Here is a 20,989-nt window from a genome sequence, read left to right as displayed (position 1 = left end):
CCGCAGCGCAACATTTTACATCGCGGGCTCGAGGGCGCCGGCCTTGGCGAATTTCTCGCCCTTCGTATCGACGGCCGTAACCGACATTCCGCTCGCGCCATTCGAGACGTAGTCAAAGCGGAAATTCGGGTCCTCCGAGATCGAGATGCCGCCAGTCACGGCGAAGATCAGATCGTCGCCCTGAGTCACGCGTAAGGTTTCGATATAGCGCGCGGGGATATAAAGGTGGGTCTCCTGATCCATCTGCATCCCGGTGTTGTTGGGGTGCTTGATCATCACGACCGCTTCCTTACGCTGTGAATCGTTGCTCACATATTCCGGTTTGATGGCACGCAGACGGATCGTGCCGATGGGCGGCCCATCATAGCCAGCCGAGTCGCCGCTCGCCGACGAGCATCCACCGGCCGCAGCGACGAAGGATTCACTGACATAAAACTTGCCATCCGTGGTTTCGGCCACGGCATGGACGCGGGTGTTCTGGTTGACCCGCACGCGCGTCTCGATCTTGGTGACGTCCGCCTTCGGCCCAAGTTCGAACACCGCCGCAACCGGCGCGGGATTATTGTCGATAACCAGCGTGATCTTCTTAACCCGATGCGGGTCGTCCGCCGGCAGGCCGGGATCGGTGTAATTCATATGCAGCGTCACCGGCACCAGCGCCCCATTGTCGGCGGCAAGCGGCGTCCCGAGGTTGATGATGGTTCCATCCTCTGTCAGCGCCTGATGCGGGAAGAGCGCATCGGCAAGGCTCTTCCACATCTGATTGGCGCTTGCATCATCGGCCCGTGCTGGCGCGAAGGCCAGACAGCCCATTGCGATCATTGCGGCCAGCGCCGCCAATCCTCGCCATCCACGCATGTCGTCCTCCCTTACGGCGATTATAGCGTTTTTAGCCGCCGTTTCATTGCCATTCGAGTTCTGCATACCCCGCGATCGCATTGCGCGGATTATAGACGCCGAAGAGCTGCCATTTCGACGCCTCCGATTTCGCCGCATCTTTGGCGGCAACATTGATATCGGCGCCCCGCGCGATGAAGCCGCGCAAATCCTTCGTCAGCCGGGTCAGATAAGTTTGCTCGGCGGCAAGCGCCTGCGGCCAGTCGACATCGATCGTCCCGTGTCCGGGGACGACGCGTTTCGCCGGGATTTTCGCCAGTTCAGGCATCGCCTTCAGCCAGCCGATCACACTGCCATCGACGACCGGGACATGCTGAAGAAAGACGAGATCGCCGGTGAACAGCGTCGCCGTCTTCTCGTCGAAGATCGTGACATCGCAATCGGTATGCATCGGCGGCCAGGCGTGCAGATCGAGCACCCGATGGCCAAGATCGAGCTTCGCGTCCTTATCGGTGCTGACAAGCAATGTCGGCGGTACGAGCTTGATGCCGTTCACGAGATCCGGCGTCATCACGCGCCGCCAGGTCGCGAGATAGGAGGGGCCGCGCTCTGCCATCGCGCGCGGGAGATTTTTGTGGCCGACAAACGTGACGCCGGGACCTACAAAAGCGGCATTGCCGAAAATATGGTCAGGGTGTTCGTGCGTATTGATGACGTAGCGGATTGGCTTATGCGTGACCGCTTCAATCGCCTTTTTCAGCCGCTCGCCGATGATCAGCGCCCCGCCCGTATCGATGATGGCAACGGCATCGTCGCCAACAATGAAGCCGATATTGGCGATGTCGCCGCCGCTCGCGGCGTTCATCGCCGTCACTGGCGCCTGATGCGCATAGACGCCCGGTGCGATTTCGCCAACCGGCAGCGGGGTAATCGTATCGCTGTTGCCATAGGCGAAGCCCTGGCAGGACAGCAGCGCCGTCAGCGTCAGCACAATTAGAAGGTTGAGGCGCTTCGCCAAAATACGCGCCTATCCGGCGAGGCTATCGAAGGCGTCGATTGCGCGGGCCGAATAGACGAGAGCCGCGCCTTCGTTGAGCGCGATGGCGACGCCGAGCGCTTCGATGAGTTCTTCCTTCGTTGCGCCAGCCTTGCGTGCCGCCTCTGTGTGAAAAGCAATGCAACCGTCGCAGCGTGTCGTCACCGCAACGGCGAGCGCGATGAGCTCGCGCGTCTTGGCATCGAGCGTTCCCGGCTTTGGCGCGGCGTTGGAGAGGATTTCATTGCCCTTGAGGATGTCGGGGCTTACATGCGCCACGCCGGCGAGGGTCTTCTCGAGCTGTTGGCGGTATCCTGCCCAATCTTGCATTTGCTGACTCATAGCGTCTCCTCTTTGTTACCTACCTTCTAGTTGGTAGTGTATGTTCGGTCAATGTCTGTGACTGGAAATTCGTGCCGGCTTGACGACCCTGCCTATCAGTAGGTAGGCCATCATATGTCCCATCCGACACGCGAAAAATTGCTCGCTGAAGCCGAGGTGCTGGTTCGCCAACGCGGCTGGTCCGGCTTCAGCTATGCCGATCTGGCCGTGGCTGTCGGCCTGCGCAAAGCGAGTATCCACCATCACTTTCCGATCAAGGAAGACCTCGGCGTTGCACTGATCGACGCCTATGGCGTGCGCTACGATCAGGCGCTGGCGCAGATCATGGCGAGCAGCGCCGACGGCCCCGCCCGCGTCGAAGCCTATGCAAAACTCTACCTGCACGGCGTCGAGGAAGAGCAAGGCTGCCTTGCCGCTGCCATGGCAGCGGAACTCGGCACCCTGCCACCACGCATCCGCGACGGCGTCGCGGTTTTCTTTCAGCGCCACATCGCCTGGCTGCATCAAATTCTCGCGGAAGGACAGATCAACGGCACGATCGGCGATGACGTCGATCCCGACCAATCGGCGCGCATGATCGTCGCGACACTGGAAGGCGCCTTGATGATGGAGCGCCTGCTTGGCGGCGCGCCTGGATTCGAGGCGACGCTGGCAGCACTGCGCAAAAGTCTGAAATAACAATAATCTCAGCTTGAGGAGCCCAAGGATGAAATCGATGCGCCGCTCGACCCGCCGCTTGGCCGCACTCGTTTATCTCGGAATGATAGGCCTCGCCGGCGCGCGCGCAGAGCCAACGGCAACCGTCCCAGAGCCTGGCACCTACCGAATGTCCGATTACCGCGCCGCCGTCCCGGCGACGCTGGACGGCAAACCCGCCCTCACCGTCGCCGAGGCGCATGCGCTCTGGGACAAGAAAGTGGCGGTCTTCGTCGATGTTCTGCCGCAGGCCCCCAAGCCCGCCGGCCTCGCGCCGGGGACGCTCTGGCGCGACAAGCCGCGTTTCGACATTCCCGGCAGCCTCTGGCTGCCCGATACGGGCTATGGCGCGCTGGCGCAGGTGACGCTCAATTATTTTCGCCGCGGGCTGGCCGTGGCGAGCGGTGGCGATCTCAACAAGCCGCTGGTCTTCTATTGTGCGCGTCATTGCTGGATGTCGTGGAACGCCGCCAAGCGCGCCAAGATGCTCGGATATACGCACGTGCTTTGGTATCAGGACGGTACGCAAGGCTGGGAGGCGGCGGCCTATCCGCTCAAGGAACAAACACCGTTCCCCCGGCCATGATCCCGGAATTGGCCTCCCGCGACTTCTCATATAAAGGAAGCCGAACAGGGTGGCTCGCGCCTCGCCGCTGGAGCGGGATGCGGAAAAGTGGATACCGGTTTTTCGCGTGAATCCCGCTCTATCTTTTGAGAATCGATCGCGTTCATGATTTTGGATCGATTCGATCCAAAATCATCGTGATCTAGGAAAGTTGGTGCCTGATGACGCTGATGCTCGCGAGCGTCGCCGATGCGGCAGAAGCCGAAATCGCGCTGATCGAAGGCGCTGATGTTCTCGACCTGAAAGACCCGGCCAACGCTCCGCTTGGGGCGCTTTCCCGTGCCGCGATTGACGCCGTCGTCGCAACCATTGGCAAACGGCGCTTGGTCAGTGCCGTCGCCGGCAATCTCAGCGACCCCCAAGAGCTGGCCACGGCCGCCGAAGAGATTGCCAGCACCGGCGTCGATTATGTCAAAGTCGGCCTCGACGCGAACGCGGCCGCCTGCATCGAGGCACTCAAGCCGCTCGCGGCCAGGAGGCGCCTCATTGGCCTTCTCTTCGCCGATCAGGACGCCGATGTCAGCCTGATCCCGCGCCTCGCTGCCGCCGGGTTCAAAGGCGTCATGCTCGATACGGCCGTAAAGGACGGCTCGCGCCTGATCAATTATCTCGACATCCCGCACTTGCAGCAATTTGTCGATCTCGTCCATGCCGCGGACATGATCGCCGGCCTCGCCGGCTCGCTCGAAGCACCCGACATCTCCCGGCTTTTGCCGATCGGCCCTGATCTCTTGGGGTTCCGCGGCGCGCTGACCGGCGGCAAAGGCCGCGCGACACGCATTGATGCCACACACATCCGGTTGATCCGCGACCTCATTCCACGCGAAAACCATCTGGACGATCAGGGCGACGAGTTCAAGGTTGATTGGCGGCTCCTCTCGGCGCGCGGCTATGCGCCGGGACGTGATCTGGAAATCGAGACCGATCTTGTCTTTGTGCATGATCTCATCCTGCCGGTGTCGATCGGCGCCTATGATTTCGAGCGCAACAAGACGCAGCGCGTGCGCTTCAACATCGACGCCGACGTGCGCCGCGCCGGACACCACGCCGAGGACATGCGCGACGTGTTCTCTTACGATGTCATTGTCGATGCGATCCGCCTCATCCTCAGCCGCGGCCATGTCGATCTCGTCGAGACCGTCGCCGAACGCGTCGCCGACGCTCTGCTCACGCATCCGCGTCTCGTCGCCATCCGGGTGCGTGTCGAAAAGCTCGACGTGATCGACGGCAGCGTCGGCATCGAGATCAGCCGCGCGCGCGCCAGCCAAGCCGGAAAGCTGCATCAGCTTTTTGCTGGCGATCTCGGCGCGAAATCCGGCGGCTGACGTGCGGCCGCGCGCAGCGCCGCGGCCGCTGGTGGCAAAGCTCGGCGGCAGCCTCGCCGGCACGCCATCGCTCGCAGATTGGATCGCCGCGCTTGACCTTTACCCCGATCCGCTTGTCATCGTGCCGGGGGGAAGCGGTTTCGCCGATGCCGTGCGAACGATGCAGAAGAAGATGCAGTTCGATGATGACGCCGCGCACCACATCGCGCTTGTCGCTATGGAGCAGTACGGGCTCGCCCTTGCGGCGCTCTGGCCGCGCCTCATGCTGACGTCGACGCCCGCTGCCATCGCAAGGGCGCTGCGCACCGGCCGCATCGCCTGCTGGGCGCCCGCGCAAATGGCGATGGCGTCATCGCTGCCAAAATCCTGGGACGTGACGTCGGATTCGCTCGCGGCGTGGCTCACGGCGTACTTGCGCGCCGAGCGGCTGCTTCTCATCAAGAGCGTCCCCATCGACGCAGACGCCGATCTCAGCCTCCTCGATCTCGCCAATGCCGGGCTTGTTGACCGGCTGTTTCCGCATTTTGCCGCGGCGAGCGGCGCTGATACCTTCATCGCTGGGCCGAACGCCTTACCGGACGCGCCGGCAAAACTGTCACGAAGCCAAATTCCTGGCCTGCGGCCGCGCCGCCGCTAACCCATAAGCACCGCATGACCGAGCGTATTCTGCTGCTGACCGGACATCTCGCCTATCCGCGTCTCATCAAGACGATGAACAGTCTTGGCCCGACGCCTTTCGCCTGGAAGGTGTTCGACATCGGCGTGAAAGTCGCGGCGTTGATGACGGAGGCGATCATATTGCGGCGGGTGCCGCGCCCGCTTGACGCAGATCGCATCATCCTGCCTGGCCGTTGCCGCGCCGATCTCGACGCACTATCGCGCGAGCTTGGCGCCAAGGTCGAGCGGGGGCCGGACGAAGTCGCCGACCTCCCCGCCTATTTCGGCCGCGGCGGCCGCGCGCCCGATCTGTCGGGCTATGACATTCGCATCTTCAGTGAGATCGTCGATGCTTCCGGTGTTTCGATCGACGACATTCTGCGCCGCGCCGAAAAAATGCGCGCAGACGGTGCCGACGTCATTGATCTCGGCGCTTTGCCGGACACACCGTTCCCCAATCTCGAAGATTGCGTCCGCGCCTTGAAAGCCGCTGGACATAAGGTCAGCGTCGATTCCGCCAATGCCGAAGAACTCGAACGCGGCGCCGCGGCGGGTGCGGACTTTCTCTTGAGTCTCACCGACGCGACGCTCGACATCGCGCGCAAATATCCGGTGACGCCGATCCTGATTCCGCAACCGCATTCTGATCTTCAATCGCTCGTGAGGCTGGCGGAAAAAGCCCACAACGAAGACATTCCCTTCATCGTCGATCCAATCCTTGATCCGATCCATTTCGGCTTCGGCGCCTCGCTTGCCCGCTATATCGAGGCGCGGCGGCTGATGCCCGAAGTCGAGATGATGATGGGCACCGGCAATCTGACCGAACTGACCGAGGCGGATACAAGCGGCATCACGGCCATGCTGCTGGGCCTCTGCTCCGAACTTCATATCCGCAATGTGCTTGTGGTCCAGGTGAGCCCGCATACGCGCCGCACGGTCGCCGAACACGATGCGGCACGGCGGCTGATGTTTGCCGCGCGCAGCGACGACGCTCTGCCCAAGGGCTATGGTGCCGGGCTTGCGCAGGTGCATGATCTGAAGCCGTTCCCCACCCCACCACCTGAGATCGCCGAACGCGCGGCGGATGTGCGCGATTCGAATTATCGCATCGAGGTCGCTGACGACGGCATCCATCTTTACAACCGCGGTGGCCACCATGTCGCGCGCGATGCGATGGCGCTGTTTCCACATCTAGCCGTCAAAGGTGACGACGCACACGCCTTCTATCTCGGCACCGAATTGATGAAGGCCGAACTCGCTTTCAAGCTCGGCAAACGCTATGTGCAGGATGAACCGCTCGATTTCGGCGTCGCGACAGAGAGCGCGGAAGAAGATCTGACGCGTCTGCGTGATATGGGCCATACATTGCGCGCAAAGGCGGAAACCTGAATGCCGATGATCCGCGAAACTGTGGTGACGACGGCCGATGCACAGGGCAACGTCCATGTTGCGCCACTCGGCCTGATTGCCGACGGCGATCAATGGATCATCGCCCCGTTCCGACCCTCGACGACGCTCGATAATCTGCGCGCGGTGCCGTTTGCGGTCGCCAATTATATCGATGACGTCCGCATCTTCGCCGGGTGCCTGACCGGCCGGCGTGACTGGCCGTTGGTTGCGACGGAGGATTTTATTGTGCCTCGCCTCCTCGCGGCGCTGACGCATGCCGAACTTTCCGTCGCCCATATCGAGGAGCACGAACAGCGGCCGCGCTTTCACTGCCGCGTCGCAAAGCAAGTTCAGCACGCGCCGTTCGAGGGCATGAACCGCGCCAAGGCCGCGGTGCTCGAACTCGCGGTGCTCTCAAGCCGTCTCGATTTTCTGCCGCGCGAAAAGATCGAATCCGAGATGGCCTATCTGCAAATCGCTATCGACAAGACGGCCGGCGAAGACGAAGCCGAGGCTTGGAGCTGGCTCGTCGAGAAAGTGCAGACACACTATACCGCTGTATAAGCGTCATTGCGAGGAGCAAAGCGACGAAGCAATTCAGAAACGGCTCCTGGATTGCTTCACTTCGTTCGCAGTGACGAATTGGCCAGCAAAGCAACCGCGCAGGCCGGCAGACAATCGGCGGCCTGGCCGCGCAGTGCCGCCGCGACAGGGAGCATATCGGCGACATCAATGTAAGCGCGTCCAAGCCGCGCGGCGAGCCGTTCGACAACGAAGCGCCCCGCGCCTGCGCCGACGACAGGCGCAGTATCTTTAAGCAAGGCATCTGATAGAACGAGACACGCGCCGTCGAAAATTTCGCGCAATTGCGTCTCGGCAAAGAAGGCCGCAAGCTGATCGAGCGCCTGTGCGCTAACTTCGCGTGCGTCGAGGCCGATCTGCCGCGCGAGCCGCGCCCGTGAGGCTTCGATCGTTTTCGGCTGACCATCGGCTGTCGGCATGAGATCGGTATCTGCCGGAAGATCACCGAGAATACGATAGACGTCGCTCGTCGTGGCAAACGCCTCGTTCATGATCGGCACCCAGTGTCCGCCGAACGGCACGAGCCGCAGCCCGGCCATCAGGAAACTGCGCACGACACCGGCATAGACCAGTTCGCCATGCGCCATGCGCGTCGCGTCGCTATAGCCCCGCGCCGCGACTTTGCTTTCTTTCAGCGGAATGATGTCGGTCGTCGTCGAACCCATATCGACAAAGAGCGCCTCGCCAATATGTCTGGCCACAAACGTCGCGCTCGCGTGCCAGTTTGCGGAGGCAATCGTAGCGACATTCTGCGCCGCTATATCTGCCGCGACGAAACCTGCCGGCCCGGCATAAATCAACGTCGGACCGAGGGCGTTTACCGCCGCCGCCGAAATCGCCAAGACGCCGGATGCGCGATCGGTAAAGGCGTCGGACAATTCGCCGGTCATCGTCGCGACGTTGATGTCGGCCACGCCAAGCCCCGCCTTGGCTTCGTCAAAGGCTTTGTATAATTGATCGAGACCCAGCCACAGCGGACAGGCGATCTGCACGACATCGACGATCATGCCACTTTCGAGCCGCGCGGCTTTCAAATGCGCGCCGCCGATGTCCCAGCCGATGATGCCCGGCATTTGAACCGCCCTGAAATTACGTTACGCAGGCTCTATCACGCGGCGCTTGAAGCCCGAAAGCCGCGCGTAGACGGAGCCGCATGGACATTATCCCGGTCATCGATCTGAAGGGCGGCACGGTGGTGCGCGCACGCGCCGGGGCGCGGGCGCATTATGCGCCGATCGAGACGCCACTTGCGCCGACGAGCCGGCCGCGCGATATAGTCGCAGGTTTTCTCACATTGCATCCATTTCGCAAAATCTACATTGCCGATCTCGACGCAATTACCGGCGTTGGCGATCACGCAACCATCGTTGCCGAACTTGAGGACGCATTCCCCGAAATCGAGTTTTGGGTCGATTCGGGAATCGCAACAGAAACCCAAGCCGCCAATTGGATCGACCAGCATCGCGGCGCGCTTGTGATCGGCAGTGAGAGCCTCGACGAGTCTGCGACACGTCCGCAGCTTCGAGCCGAATCGCGACGCGTGCTGTCACTCGATTTTCGTGGCGATGTTTTTCAGGGGCCGGCGCGACTGGCGGCGGATACGTCGCTTTGGCCCCAGCGCATCATCGTGATGACTTTGGCCAAGGTCGGCACGGGCAGCGGGCCGGATTTCCAGCGTCTCGGAGAGATTCGCGCGCAGGCGCCCAAGCATGAAATTTACGCGGCAGGCGGCATTCGTGATGGCAATGATTTGCGCGCGCTTGCAATGGCTGGAACTGCGGGCGCACTCGTCGCCACGGCGTTGCACGACGGCAAGATCACCAAGCAGCATCTTAGCGCGCACAGCCCCCCATAAAAAAGGGGAGCCGAAGCTCCCCTTTGAACCCAAGATCGAGCCGATTATTCCGGCGAGAAGGGGTGCTTGGCGGTGTTGCGCTTGGCAACGACTTCCGAAGCCTTCGGCTCGCCGGTGACGGCGCGCAGAATCGATTCCTTCGTGGCCTGGTAGTTGTAGTCGTGGATCTTCTTGTCGTCGGTGGCATCCCAATGGATGAACACGCCGACGGCGATGAAGAGATCGTCAGCTTCTTCGACCGGGATCACGCCCTCGGCGACGCTATCGGCGACCGCCTTGGCAACGGCGTGCTGCGCCGGGCCAAACATCTGAACGGCCTGCTTGGCGCCCTTGATGGTGACCTTGTTGAAGAGGATCGTGTTGGGCTTGACGAGCAGGTTCGGAGCGACCACGGCGAGAAGCGTCGTGAAACCGTCCTTGTTATTGACCAGCGCGTTGGCGAAGGCCGTTTCCGCCGAGCTACCGCGCGGTCCGATGATGAGATCGATATGCGCGACCTCATTGCCCTCGCCGACGAGCGATTCGCCAACACCAAGTTTCGTTATCTTGGCCATTATGAACTTCCTCCGATGGAAATAAAACACGACATCCCGCCGAACGCTCGACGAGACCAATGACCTATCCTTGTTATCGACGCCCGTCAGTCACCAGCATTCCGTTGCAGTATGCCGATCACCTTGGGACAGGCCGGTTGGCCAGATAGCGGCGGAGCCTTCCGCACGGCGCGCAATCAACCATCATTGCGGCGGATCGGCAAGCCATTGCGCAGCCGATCGGCGAAAAGAGTCGCAACGGTCAGGTCCGCGCTGGTTCCGGGATTGAGACCACGTGCCTTGAGCCTCGCATCGAAGGCCAGAAGCTCGGTCAAACAATCGTGTGGGCGCGCCTTAAAAAGCGGCAATATCTCGCCGGCTTCCTGTTGCACTGCGGCAGCCGCGGCCGCGCCAAATTTGCGAAAAATATGCGTGTCAGGGAAGCGGCTTAGGAAAGAAAGATACACATTCACGGCTCGCAGAGGAGGATTTATCTCGGCTTCTTTCGCCTCTTCAAGGGACGCAAACCCCGTCACAAAAATATCATCGAAATTCGACGCATATTGATAGGCGATCCGGTCGCGTGGCGCGGCCTCGCGCATGGCCTCCATGAGATCGATATCCGCCGGCTTGCGCACGTCGTAACGCTCAGCATCCCCCAGGCCGCCGGGGCTCGCAAGCGCGATCGCGCGGAAGACATGCGCGGCATCCTCGCGATCGAGACCGGCCAACACATCGGCAAGCGCGCGATGCAAATCGCCGCGGCGTTCCGCCGCTGCCGTCAGCGGCGCACAGAGCAGAATGATTCCAAGATTCGTATTCATCCCGACCGCGGCAAAGCTTGCCTCGACTGCCGCGAGCACGCGCGTCCCAACAGACACGCCCGACGCGGATATGGGACCGGCGGAGACGTCGGCGCTCGTCAGGAAATGCGCCGCCTCCATATTGTGGCCGCTGGCGAAGACATGAACATTGCCTGGCTTCGGGGCCTCAATTTCTTCGCGGCAGGCGGCGCGGAACGCGTCGGCGATCTGCGCGCTAGAGCGGGATGCGAGAAAGTGGCTCCCGGTTTTTCGCATGAACCCCACTCTGACTCATAGAATCGATCAGGAGGCCAGCTCGGCTGCGCCTCTCGCAAGACCGTGACGGGCAAGCAGGAGCGCCGCAAGTTCGTCGGCGATCGAGAAATCGGTCACGCTTTGCAGGCCTTGCCAGCCGGGCATGGAATTGACTTCGATCACATACCAGCGGCCATCGGCGCCGCGCAGCAGATCGACGCCGGCGAATTCTGCCTCCACTGCGGCGGCAGCGCGCACAGCGAGATCGCGCATCTCGTCGTCCAGTGTCACAGGTTCCGGCTTGGCGCCAAGTTTGACATTGGTGATCCAATGATCGGCGCGCCGCGTCATTGCTGCAAGCACGCGGCCGCCCGCGACGAGCGCACGGCAATCAGAGAAGCCGTCGCGTTCGACGCCGATATAGCGCTGCAGATAATACACCCCCGCCATTTCGGCGATGTCCGGCAGATCGGATTCGTGGCGGATCAGCTTGAGGCCGCGACCTTGCGCGCCGAACAAAGGTTTGAGCACCAGCGGCCCACGCGAAGACTCGCGGCGCACCAGCGCGCGTGTCTGCCGCGGGCTTTCGAGCGCGAAAGTTTCCGGCGTCGCAACGCCTTGATTGAAGCAGCGGAAGCTCGTTGCCGCCTTATCGACGCAGAGTTCGATCGATCGCGGTGAATTCGCGACCGGTACGCCCATGCCGACGAGGGCGTGCAAAAGCCCAAGCCGCAGCGTGGTTGATTCGAATGTGCCGAGACCGACTGCGCGCACCAGAACGAGGTCCGGCAAACGCGTGCCGAAGCCGGGAATGGCGATACCGCTCGGCCGCCGCGTATCGAGGCTGAAGGCCGAGAGCCGCATCGGCACCGCGCGCGCCCCGAGCTTGGCGAAGGCGCGCGTCAGTTCCTTTGCATGAAATTCGATCTTATCGACGAGAAGCGCGATCCGGGGACCTGCCTCAAGAGCAAGATCTGCCTCAAGAGAAGGAGGCATTCAACGCGCTCTCGTTGATCTCGCCGCCGAAGAAGGTTTCGCCGCTCTCGACCGCCGTCACCACGGCGACCGCGGGACTGAACAGCATCGGATCGATCTTGTAGAAATCGCCTTTGAATTTCTTGAAGATGTCGGAGAAGGGCTCGCCATAATCGCGCGAGGTCTTACTCGGCAGTTTCTCGGCCAGTGCACGTGCCTCGTCAGCCGGGCCGGTGACGAAGAGATGCGTCAGGCCGCCATAGATGATCGCATCATTGGTGCGGCCCATGGCCTGAACGAAATCCGGATGCGGCGGCGACAGCGGCGCCGTGCCGATGCCGTCGATGATGCGCGACAGCGGGAATTTCAGCTCGTGCGCCTTATGCAGCGCGACTTCGAGCACGCGCGCAACAACCTGCAGGCTGCCGGCAAGGCTGCGCGTTGGCGCATAAACGAAGGTGAGATGACGCGCATCGACGCCCGTATCCTTGGCCACCTTCGCGACGACTTCTGCCGGCGGCGGCTTGTCGCCTTCGATGATCAGGGTCGCGCGATTGGCTTTGTCGGCATAGCCGAGATCCTGGAATAGCGGCTCCTTGAGCGCCAGAGCCCGGGCCGGCCCTGAGCCGAGCGCGAACCATTTTTCATGGGAAAGAGCCCAGCCGGCATATTGGCTGGCGAGGCAGGCGATGACCGGATCGCAGGTCCGGACCGTCAGATGGAACGGCCATTTCGCCGTCGCGGCATAAGGCGTCAGCGTCACCGAACCGAGACCGCCGAGGCAGATTTCCGCCATCAGCAGACCGACGTCAAAGCCGCCGACGGCCTTAACACCGGCATCGATCAAAGTTTCGCCGAGCGATCCCTCGGACACGATGATGCGCAGCTTGTCGGCCTCCGCGACCATGCGGTCGACGATCGTGCCGGCGAGGCTGTTGACGCTGATTTTCGGGGCTTCGGTCATGCGGCGCATTCCTTTTGAGCTTCACGCAACAGATAATCGTCGAAGAGCGCGAGACGTTCACCGACGCGCGCACGGGCTGCAGCGGCGGTGTCGGCCTCAGCCGAAAGCGTGCAGACGGGATCGCCCGCGCGCAAAAATGTTCCGGGCCTCTGCCGGTCCTTGCACCAGTCCGGCCACGCGAGACGAGGCATGGAGGGAAGTTCGCGGGGCGCATAAGCGATCGCTGTTGCGGCTGCCTTGGTAAAGACCAATGGCTGCCGCGGCAAGTGGCCGCGACATGCGGCCAAATGTGCGTCGAAGAGCGCGCCGTCGCGATCCATAAAAATGTCAAGCGTGGCCCCAGGGCGCGGATTCACTTCGAGCAAGTGAAAGCCGTTGGCTTCGGCGAGGAAATCGACGCTGTTCAGGCCGACAAGGCCGAGCGCGACGACGATCTTCTGACCGGCCTCACTCATAGCCGCAAGCTGTGCGTTAGCGCCTAACGCGGGACGCACCGCGCCGCCAAACCGGTAAGGCAGGTTCGGCGACTCCGCTGTCCATTGCGAAGAGGTGCCGAGAATTTGCGCCGAGTGGCCGTCGGCCAGCAGCAGGACCGAGACGGGGGCGCCCGGTACGCGGCGTTGATAATAATCGCCGGCCTCAAGCGGTGCATCGGCTGGACGGATATGAATGCCGCCACCACCACCTTGCCGCTTGATCAGCCAATGTTCGGGATCACCCGGTAGATCAAAACGAATCTCAGGATGCGGGATGTCCAGCTCACGGCACAGCGCCGCAAGCTCGCGCGGGTCTTTCGCACGCGCGACGTTCGGGGCATTGTTGCCGAAGACCAAAAATTCCTTCGCCAGCGCGGCGAGAATTTCGGGGCGATCTTCGAAGCCGCTGCCGTAAACGAGCCCAATGGGAGTTTCTCCCCGCGCGAGCTCGCGCAAACGTGAGATCAGATCATCGTCGGTAAACCCTTGCGCCGGATCGGCGATCGAAGCCGTCGCCGACGCCAGCGCCCGCGTATCGTCATCGTCAAAAAAATCGACGACGCGCGGACGATAACCCGAAAGCCGCGCCGCGGCGGCGAGGGCTCGCCCCGAGGCAGCGGCAATCAAAATCGCTTTCGCCTCAGACAAGCTCACGCGCGAGTTTGAACGCATCGCGGAAGTCGATGCAAAGCGGCGCGTCGGACGTCGCCATCTTTTTGAACAGGCGGAATTCCGTCTGATACTTCACATTGCCGATCGCGAGCGCACCGATGCCGTAGCTGCCACCGGGCAATTCCTTGCCGTCGTCATGCAGACCGACACCTTCGATGCCGAGCGGCGGGACAGCGTTGACGTCGGCACAAACGAGCAGGCCGGTTGCCTTGCTGATATCGGCGGCGGACAGAATTTGCACGCCCGCGCGCCCGGCGCAGAGTGCGATTTCAGAATTGACCAGCAGGTTGAGCACTTTCTCCGGATCGCTGGCATCGGCGAAATAGGTCTCGACCCCGAAACGCTTCTTGATTTCCTGCGTCGCCCTTTCGACGCGCTCCGGGCCATTGTAACCGGCGAGAGTCACATGCGCGCCTTCGAGCGCGGCAATGACCGCCGACGAGAAACCGACGACGCCGGTCGCGCCATAGACGACGACTTTGGTGCCCGACAGCGTGCGCTTTTTCTTTTCCTTCAAGACCTTCTCGACGCAGGCGACCATCGCGGCCGCTGTCGTGAACGAACCGGCCGGATCGGCGAAAAGCGAAATCTCGAATGGCTTCAGCAAAGTCTTCTTGGCCTTCTCGAGCATGTCGAGCGCCTGGATCGCATCCTTGCCGGCGATGAAGACGCCGGTGCGCACGGCATCGCGCGGCGAACGGGAGAACATCGCGTCCTGCACCAGCGGCTCGATCTCTTCGAGCGTGACGCTCGTATATGGGGTCACCGAATCATAGCCGGCATCGAGCGCCATGTTCACGTCGAACGGGCTCATGTGTTTCAGCGGGCTCAGCATGTGCAGGATGAGTTTTGCCATTATTTTATTCCCCGTCTTAGGTCTTAGGCGTTTGAATGGTGAGGCGCGCTTTTAAAATCCTGGGCGGAAGAATTCAGCGTGATTTTGGCGCCGTGATTGATGGCTTTGCAAACGACCAAGACCGGGTCCCCCTCGTTCTCCGCCTTTTGCGCGGGCCTTTCTTCCCGAACGCGGCGTACAAGTCGCTGCGCTTCATCGTCGCTGGCGGCAAAGGCAAAGCCTGTCGGCCCCCAGGAGCTTTGACCGATACCTTGCGCGCCAAAATGTGCAAGTCGCGACATGACGGCGCCGACCGCGGCGCTTGTATAGCGCCCGCCGCCCTGTGCCGGGGCAAAATAATCGCCGAGGATCGCCTGGATATGGCTCACCGCCTCGCCGAATTGCCCCAAATCCCGCTCGACCAGAGCTGGAAGCGCCTGCATGAGCAGCCGGTGGCAGATGTCGGCGGACGCAGCCGCTGAAAATGTGGGCAGAGCCGCGAAGGCGGCGCGCTCCTCGGCGCCGTGAACCCCACTAAAAGTACTGTCCATCACGAGAATTACGCGCCAATCCTCCGGGAACGGCAAATGGCTCAAAACCGGCGGCAGGACGGTATGCGGGCCGTGGCCGCCGTCGACCACAAGGCCGCCGCGCGAGAATAAAGCGGCGCCTATACCGGAGCGCCCGCCCCGCTGCAGCAGCAGAGCGTCGCCGGCGAAATCCTCCGTCAAGCCTTCAAGCCGGCGCAGCCCTGCCGCCAAGGCAAAGGCGAGCTGCGTGCCCGAGCCGAGACCCGCATGGGCGGGAATGGCCTGCTCGACCCGGGCCCCATAGGTCGCGTCGAGATGAAGATGCGACCGCAGGGCCTCGATATGGGCGCCGACGCGATCCGCATCCGGACCGCCTACGGTGAGTTCGGGGGCGCGAAAAACCGTCAGCGTCGTGACCGGCCGGTCGAGCGCCAGACCAAAACTGCCGAAACGGCGGCCAAGGCTCCCGTTGAGATCGAAAAACCCGAGATGAAGACGGGCGGAGGTCTGGACCGACACGCGAGTTTGCATTCGTCTTCAACCTAACGTGAAAAAACTTGCGCCATTTATCCGGCGATTCGTCACGCCCATGTGTCAGCCATGAGGCCGGGAAGCAACCCCGCCTTATACGCCGCTCCGCCAAACGCGCCAGACTGGACCTCTAACATCGATAGCGCCATAGTGCGCCCGCGGACGGAGGCAGACGATGAGTGAGCGTCAACGCGAACACACCTATGACGAAGCCGAGATCAAGGCGCGCCTCGAACGCGAATTGCCGCATTGGAAATATGAAGATGGGTGGATAAAACGCACTTATCGTACCCATAGCTGGAAGAGCACGCTGATGGTGATCAATACGGTAGGCCATTTGGCCGAAGCCGCCTGGCACCATCCTGACATCACGGCGTCTTATGCCTGGGTTGAAGTCCGCTTGAAGAATCACGCCGCCAAGGGCATCACGGACAAGGACTTTCAACTCGCGAAGAAGATCGAGGATGTCGTGCACTGGCAGCCGGGCAAGGAAGGCGCCGCGCTCGAAGGTACGCCCGCTGACGATCAGCGCTTCGCTTATATAAAATACGACAAAAACTGAACTTCTCTCCATGACCTCGGATCGCGGCAGCGACGACGTGAGGATTAAATGACGGCTTATGTTGATGGCGCAGCGGTGCCGCTCGAAACGGCGATCGCGGAAGCGGCACGCTTACTCGACGCGGCGCGCCTGCCTCTTGTCGCGGGTTTGCAAACCGATGTCGCCGGCGCCCGCGCGGCAATCCTCCTCGCCGAGAAACTTCGCGGCGCCTACGATCACGCCGCAAGCGACGCGTTGTTGCGCGATGTCGGCGTGCTGCGTCAGGCGGGACGCATGGTGACGACGGCCAACGATGTGCGGCTTCGCGCTGAAACAATTTTGTTGGTCGGCCCGCGCCTGACGGCCCTGTGGCCGGAGCTTGCCGAGCGGCTCGCACTCAAGGAACCGCCGCGGCTCGGCGCCGAGAAAGCGTCCCGCAAAATCTTCTGGCTGGGCGGCGAGCCGGGTACCGCGGCAAGCGTCGGGGCGACAGAGATTGCGGTTCCCGCAGGTCAATTGCCGCAGGCGGTCGCGGCGCTGCGCGCAGCCGTCGCCGGACGCAAGACCCGCACGGGCGGCGCGCTCGCCAAAAGCCTGACGGAGCTTGCAGAGACTTTGAAGGCAGCGCATTTCGGCGCGGCGGTCTGGTCGGCTGAATCTCTCGATGAACTGACTATCGAAGCGTTGAGCGGATTGGTCCTCGACCTCAACCAGAAGACGCGTTTCACCAATCTCGCCTTCGGGCCGGCGCAGAACGCGGCTGGCGTTCTGCAGACGTCGGGCTGGATGACGGGCTTTCCGATCCGCACCGGCTTTGGCCGCGGCTATCCCGAACATGACGTCTGGCGCTTCGATGCCAACCGTTTGGTCGATACCGGCGAAGCCGATGCGGCTGTGTGGATTTCGGCCTATGGCGCGACAATTCCGGGCTGGCGCCGCAAAGTGCCGTTCGTTGCGCTGACCAAAGCGGGCACGACATTCCCCTATCCGCCGAAAGTGCAGATCGAGGTCGGCACGCCGGGCCAGGATCACGATGCGATCGAATGGGCGCGCGAAATCACGACCTTCGCCACGACGCCTGCCAAGGTCGCCGGCGATGCGCCGCGCGTCGCCGACGTCATCGGCCAGATCAGCGAACATCTGAAAGGAAACGAGGCATGTTGATACGCCTGACCGGCGGCCATGTCGTCGATCCCGCCAACGGGAAGGACGGCGTGGGCGACCTCTGGATTCGCGATTCGCGCATTATCGACGCCCCGCAAGGCGAGACGCCAGATCATGTCTTCGACGTGTCCGGCAAGATCGTCATGGCCGGTGCGATCGACATTCATTCCCATATTGCCGGCGGCAATGTGAACACAGCACGCCTGCTGCTGCCGGAAAACCATCGCGCCCATGTCGCGCGCCCGGCCGAGACGCCGCTTTCGACCGCCGGCTGGTCGACCTTTGAGACCGGCTGCCGCTATGCCGCGATGGGCTTCACCACCGTCATCGAGCCGGCGGTGCCGACGCATACGGCGTTGCATTCGCATCTCGAACTCGCCGACATGCCGATCATCGACAAGGGCATTCTGGCGGTCGTCGGCGAAGACGATTTCCTGCTCTCGCTTCTGCGCGATGCCGGCAAGAATCGAACCGCAATCGCTGATTATCTCGCCTCGGCGCTGGCCCAGACCAAAGGCCTCGGCATCAAGAGCATCAATCCTGGTGGGTCCGTCGCTTTCGCCGACAATGCGCGCACCTACGATCTCGACGATGTCGTGCCGTTCTATGGCGTCAGTTCGCGGCAAATCACCCACGCTTTGCAGCAGGGCGTGATGGACATTGGTATCGCCCATCCATTGCATCTCCACACCAATAACCTTGGTATCGGCGGCAATGTCGATACGGCGCTGCGCACGCTGCAAGCGGCCGAAGGCAAGCCGCTGCATCTCGCGCATCTACAATTCTACGCCTACGGCAAAGACGGCAAGCGCGGGTTTTCGTCCGGCGCGGCGCAGCTCGCCGCCGCCGTCAATTCGACACCGAATGTCACGATCGACGTCGGTCAGGTGATGTTCCGCCAGACGGTGACGATCTCCTGTGACGTCATTCGCCAGTTCGCCTCGGTCGGCACCGCCAAGCCACGCAAATCGGTGATCTTCGACGGTGAAGTCAACGGCGCTGGCGTCGTGCCTTATCTCTACAAGGCCGACAGTTTCTACAACGCCATCCAATGGGCGGCGGGTCTCGAACTCTTCCTGCTCATCAATAATCCGGCGCAGGTCTTCTTCACGACCGATCATCCGAACGGCGCGCCCTATACGACCTATCCTGAACTCTTCGCGCTGATCATGAGCCGCGACCTGCGCAACAAATGGCTTGCCGATCTGCCCAAGGAAGCCGTTGAGCTGACGACATTGCCGTCGATCGAGCGCGAATATTCGTTCAGCGAAATCGCGACCATGACGCGTGTCGCGCCGGCGAAACTGCTCGGCCTCAAGGATCGCGGCCATCTGGCGGCGGGCGCACTCGCCGACATCGCGGTCTATAACGATGATCCCGCAGATCGCGCCGAGGCCTTCCGCCACGCACATCTCGTCTTCAAGGACGGCGACCTCGTCGTGCGCGACGGCAAGATCACGCATTATCGCACCGGCCGCGCGCTGACCGTGCAGCCGAGCTACGATTCCAACATCGACCGTCGCCTGTCGCGTTATTACGACGAGGCCTATGGCCTTTCGCGCGATCTGTTCAAAGTGCCGGAAAACGCGATCGGTCTTGACCATGCCTTTGAGGAGGTTGCATGCCAGGGATAACGCGCAACGGCGTGCGCATCGACGATAGCTTCGCTGAAGCTTTTCCGATGCGCGGCACCGCGCTGCTCATCACCGGGCCGAACCGGAAATGGGCGCGCCAAGCCGCCGTCACGATGACGGGCTTTGCCACGTCGGTCATCGGCTGCGGCGTCGAAGCCGGCATCGACGTTGAAGTCGATCCACGCGACACGCCGGACGGACGGCCAGGCGTGCGCGTGCTGGTCTTCGCGATGTCGTCCACCGAATTGCAAAATCAGATCACGAACCGCGTCGGCCAATGCGTATTGACCTCGCCCGGTTCCGCCTGTTTCGCCGACTTGAAGGCGCCCGATGAATTGAAGGTCGGCGATCTTTTGCGGTATTTCGGCGACGGCTGGCAGATCTCGAAGAAGTTCGGTGACCGCCATTTCTGGCGCATCCCCGTCATGGACGGCGAATTCCTCTGCGAGGCCACGACAAGCTTCACCAAAGGCGCGGTCGGCGGCGGCAATCTGCTCATCTGCGGCGCCGATTATGAATCGACGCTCCGCGCCGCCGAGGCGGCGAAGGAGGCGATGGACAAGGTGAAGGGCGCGATCATGCCCTTCCCCGGCGGCATCGTCCGCTCCGGCTCGAAAGTCGGCTCGCGCTATAAGGTGTTGCACGCCTCGACCAACGACGCCTTCTGCCCGACCTTGCGCGGGCAGGTCGCGACCTCGCTCGACGACGATCTCAATTGCGTTCTCGAAATCGTGATCGACGGGCTCACCGAGGCCGCCGTCGCCGATGCCATGCGCGCCGGCCTCGCCGCCATCGTCAAGCTCGGTGCGAAACGCGGCGCCCGCCGCGTCAGCGCCGGCAATTACGGCGGCAAGCTCGGACCTTTCCACTTTCATTTGAAGGAATTGGCGCCGTGACGCTTGTTCTGACGCTCAAAGCACAGCCGCCGCAGCGGCTCGATCTTTCGCCGCTCGTGCCCAATCTCCTCAAAGATAAGAGCGCGAAGGAGATCGCCGCGATCGATCTGGCGACGACGAAAGAGCCAGCCAAGGTCGGCGATATTTTTGGCATTCGCGCCGGTAGCGCCGATGAAATCCGTTTCGAGGGCGGCTCTGAGCGCTTCGACAATGTCGGCGCTGCCGCCACGAGCGGACGTGTCGTGCTGACCGGCGACGCCGGCAGCAATCTCGGCCGCAAGCTCGCGGGCGGCGAAGTGATCGTGAAAGGTCATGTCGGCCCCTATGCCGGCTCCGGCATTGAAAGCGGCAGGCTCGAAATCATCGGCGATGCCGGCGATTTTCTTGGCGCCCCACGCGAAGGCGAAATCCACGGGATGAGCGGCGGCCTGCTGATCGTGCGCGGCACGGTCGGCGATCGCGCCGGTGATCGGCTGCGACGCGGCACGATCATTATCGAAGGCGACGCCGGCGATTGGCTCGGCAGTCGGCTCGTCGCGGGGACTTTGATCGTGCTCGGCGCGGTCGGCCTCAATCCCGGCTATCTGATGCGCCGCGGGACATTGGCGCTCGCCAATCCGCCGGAGCTGCCGCCGTATTTCGTCGATTGCGGCAGCTATTTCGCCGCCTTCGCCACGGCCATCGGCCGCGCGTTGAAACCGGAAAGTGCCGGGGTCGACAGGTTTTTCCGCAGCCCGCTGCATCGCTTTGCCGGCGATATGTCGGTGCTCGGCAAGGGCGAAATTTTCATCCCTGGGTAGAGCATCCTGCCATCAGGTGAGCGCACCTGAGGGGGC

23 protein-coding genes are annotated in these 20,989 nt (G+C 62.3%); 12 read left to right on the top strand and 11 right to left on the bottom strand.

Annotated features, from left to right (window positions below):
- Positions 1 to 15: 15 nt before the first annotated feature.
- Genes WDN02_RS06250 through WDN02_RS06240 form a run of 3 tightly spaced genes read right to left on the bottom strand, consistent with a single transcriptional unit; the run spans position 16 to position 2,203 of the window.
- Complete coding sequence (locus WDN02_RS06250; protein WP_337292672.1) at positions 16 to 858, bottom strand: quinoprotein dehydrogenase-associated SoxYZ-like carrier; 843 nt, start codon at positions 856 to 858, stop codon at positions 16 to 18.
- A gap of 43 nt (positions 859 to 901) precedes the next feature.
- Positions 902 to 1,855 (bottom strand): quinoprotein relay system zinc metallohydrolase 2, encoded by a 954-nt coding sequence (locus WDN02_RS06245; protein ID WP_337292671.1) that lies wholly within the window; start codon positions 1,853 to 1,855, stop codon positions 902 to 904.
- 9 nt (positions 1,856 to 1,864) lie between these two features.
- Positions 1,865 to 2,203, bottom strand: coding sequence for a carboxymuconolactone decarboxylase family protein (locus tag WDN02_RS06240; RefSeq protein WP_337294880.1), 339 nt, complete (start codon positions 2,201 to 2,203; stop codon positions 1,865 to 1,867).
- Positions 2,204 to 2,329: 126 nt separating this feature from the next.
- Between WDN02_RS06240 and WDN02_RS06235 the strand changes: the two genes are divergently transcribed.
- The 6 genes from WDN02_RS06235 to WDN02_RS06210 all read left to right on the top strand — a co-directional run bounded on the left by WDN02_RS06235 (position 2,330) and on the right by WDN02_RS06210 (position 7,471).
- Positions 2,330 to 2,893, top strand: coding sequence for a TetR/AcrR family transcriptional regulator (locus WDN02_RS06235; protein WP_337292670.1), 564 nt, complete (start codon positions 2,330 to 2,332; stop codon positions 2,891 to 2,893).
- Positions 2,894 to 2,921: 28 nt separating this feature from the next.
- Positions 2,922 to 3,497, top strand: a complete 576-nt coding sequence (locus tag WDN02_RS06230) for a PQQ-dependent catabolism-associated CXXCW motif protein (RefSeq protein WP_337292669.1) — start codon at positions 2,922 to 2,924, stop codon at positions 3,495 to 3,497.
- 200 nt (positions 3,498 to 3,697) lie between these two features.
- The gene (locus WDN02_RS06225) at positions 3,698 to 4,861 is read left to right on the top strand and encodes a (5-formylfuran-3-yl)methyl phosphate synthase (RefSeq protein WP_337292668.1); all 1,164 of its coding nucleotides are present in this window, start codon (positions 3,698 to 3,700) and stop codon (positions 4,859 to 4,861) included.
- A gap of 1 nt (position 4,862) precedes the next feature.
- Entirely contained in the window at positions 4,863 to 5,498 is a 636-nt protein-coding gene (locus WDN02_RS06220; RefSeq protein WP_337292667.1) for a uridylate kinase, read from the top strand.
- Positions 5,499 to 5,512: 14 nt separating this feature from the next.
- A complete protein-coding gene (locus WDN02_RS06215; RefSeq protein WP_337292666.1) occupies positions 5,513 to 6,907 on the top strand; it encodes a DUF6513 domain-containing protein in 1,395 nt (464 codons plus the stop codon).
- Entirely contained in the window at positions 6,908 to 7,471 is a 564-nt protein-coding gene (locus tag WDN02_RS06210; protein WP_337292665.1) for a DUF447 domain-containing protein, read from the top strand. It begins immediately after the preceding gene.
- A gap of 56 nt (positions 7,472 to 7,527) precedes the next feature.
- Here the strand turns inward: WDN02_RS06210 and WDN02_RS06205 are convergent, their stop codons facing one another.
- On the bottom strand, positions 7,528 to 8,562 hold the full coding sequence (locus WDN02_RS06205) for a hydantoinase/oxoprolinase family protein (RefSeq protein WP_337292664.1): 1,035 nt from the start codon (positions 8,560 to 8,562) through the stop codon (positions 7,528 to 7,530).
- Between the two features lie 80 nt (positions 8,563 to 8,642).
- Here WDN02_RS06205 and WDN02_RS06200 point away from each other — a divergent pair, with 80 nt between their 5' ends.
- Positions 8,643 to 9,344, top strand: a complete 702-nt coding sequence (locus WDN02_RS06200; protein ID WP_337292663.1) for a HisA/HisF-related TIM barrel protein — start codon at positions 8,643 to 8,645, stop codon at positions 9,342 to 9,344.
- 44 nt (positions 9,345 to 9,388) lie between these two features.
- Here the strand turns inward: WDN02_RS06200 and fae are convergent, their stop codons facing one another.
- The 7 genes from fae to WDN02_RS06165 all read right to left on the bottom strand — a co-directional run bounded on the left by fae (position 9,389) and on the right by WDN02_RS06165 (position 15,918).
- Positions 9,389 to 9,898: a formaldehyde-activating enzyme gene (gene fae / locus WDN02_RS06195; protein WP_337292662.1), complete on the bottom strand. Its 510-nt coding sequence runs from the start codon at positions 9,896 to 9,898 to the stop codon at positions 9,389 to 9,391.
- A 176-nt stretch (positions 9,899 to 10,074) separates the two neighbouring features.
- Positions 10,075 to 10,956, bottom strand: coding sequence for a triphosphoribosyl-dephospho-CoA synthase (locus tag WDN02_RS06190; RefSeq protein ID WP_337292661.1), 882 nt, complete (start codon positions 10,954 to 10,956; stop codon positions 10,075 to 10,077).
- Between the two features lie 27 nt (positions 10,957 to 10,983).
- Positions 10,984 to 11,931, bottom strand: coding sequence for a RimK family alpha-L-glutamate ligase (locus tag WDN02_RS06185; protein ID WP_337292660.1), 948 nt, complete (start codon positions 11,929 to 11,931; stop codon positions 10,984 to 10,986).
- Positions 11,915 to 12,874, bottom strand: coding sequence for a methenyltetrahydromethanopterin cyclohydrolase (gene mch / locus WDN02_RS06180; RefSeq protein ID WP_337292659.1), 960 nt, complete (start codon positions 12,872 to 12,874; stop codon positions 11,915 to 11,917). The genes WDN02_RS06185 and mch overlap by 17 nt, the downstream gene beginning before the upstream one ends.
- Positions 12,871 to 13,998: an ATP-grasp domain-containing protein gene (locus tag WDN02_RS06175; protein WP_337292658.1), complete on the bottom strand. Its 1,128-nt coding sequence runs from the start codon at positions 13,996 to 13,998 to the stop codon at positions 12,871 to 12,873. The genes mch and WDN02_RS06175 overlap by 4 nt, the downstream gene beginning before the upstream one ends.
- Positions 13,991 to 14,878, bottom strand: coding sequence for an NAD(P)-dependent methylenetetrahydromethanopterin dehydrogenase (locus WDN02_RS06170; protein ID WP_337292657.1), 888 nt, complete (start codon positions 14,876 to 14,878; stop codon positions 13,991 to 13,993). Before WDN02_RS06170 ends, WDN02_RS06175 begins: the two co-directional genes overlap by 8 nt.
- Positions 14,879 to 14,901: 23 nt before the next feature.
- Complete coding sequence (locus WDN02_RS06165; RefSeq protein WP_337292656.1) at positions 14,902 to 15,918, bottom strand: beta-ribofuranosylaminobenzene 5'-phosphate synthase family protein; 1,017 nt, start codon at positions 15,916 to 15,918, stop codon at positions 14,902 to 14,904.
- A gap of 175 nt (positions 15,919 to 16,093) precedes the next feature.
- Between WDN02_RS06165 and WDN02_RS06160 the strand changes: the two genes are divergently transcribed.
- Genes WDN02_RS06160 through WDN02_RS06140 form a run of 5 tightly spaced genes read left to right on the top strand, consistent with a single transcriptional unit; the run spans position 16,094 to position 20,953 of the window.
- Positions 16,094 to 16,480, top strand: a complete 387-nt coding sequence (locus tag WDN02_RS06160; RefSeq protein ID WP_337292655.1) for a 4a-hydroxytetrahydrobiopterin dehydratase — start codon at positions 16,094 to 16,096, stop codon at positions 16,478 to 16,480.
- Positions 16,481 to 16,528: 48 nt separating this feature from the next.
- Positions 16,529 to 17,623: a tungsten formylmethanofuran dehydrogenase gene (locus WDN02_RS06155; RefSeq protein ID WP_337292654.1), complete on the top strand. Its 1,095-nt coding sequence runs from the start codon at positions 16,529 to 16,531 to the stop codon at positions 17,621 to 17,623.
- Positions 17,617 to 19,257 carry a formylmethanofuran dehydrogenase subunit A gene (locus WDN02_RS06150; protein ID WP_337292653.1) on the top strand — a complete coding sequence of 547 codons (1,641 nt, stop codon included), beginning with the start codon at positions 17,617 to 17,619 and terminating at the stop codon, positions 19,255 to 19,257. Before WDN02_RS06155 ends, WDN02_RS06150 begins: the two co-directional genes overlap by 7 nt.
- Positions 19,245 to 20,153, top strand: coding sequence for a formylmethanofuran--tetrahydromethanopterin N-formyltransferase (gene fhcD, locus WDN02_RS06145; RefSeq protein WP_337292652.1), 909 nt, complete (start codon positions 19,245 to 19,247; stop codon positions 20,151 to 20,153). Before WDN02_RS06150 ends, fhcD begins: the two co-directional genes overlap by 13 nt.
- Positions 20,150 to 20,953, top strand: a complete 804-nt coding sequence (locus tag WDN02_RS06140; RefSeq protein WP_337292651.1) for a formylmethanofuran dehydrogenase subunit C — start codon at positions 20,150 to 20,152, stop codon at positions 20,951 to 20,953. The genes fhcD and WDN02_RS06140 overlap by 4 nt, the downstream gene beginning before the upstream one ends.
- Positions 20,954 to 20,989 lie beyond the last annotated feature (36 nt).

The organism is Methylovirgula sp. (assembly GCF_037200945.1).
Taxonomy (GTDB): Bacteria; Pseudomonadota; Alphaproteobacteria; order Rhizobiales; family Beijerinckiaceae; genus Methylovirgula.
The sequence above is the reverse complement of the archived record's forward strand: the minus strand, read 5'-3'. Positions and strand labels throughout refer to the sequence as shown.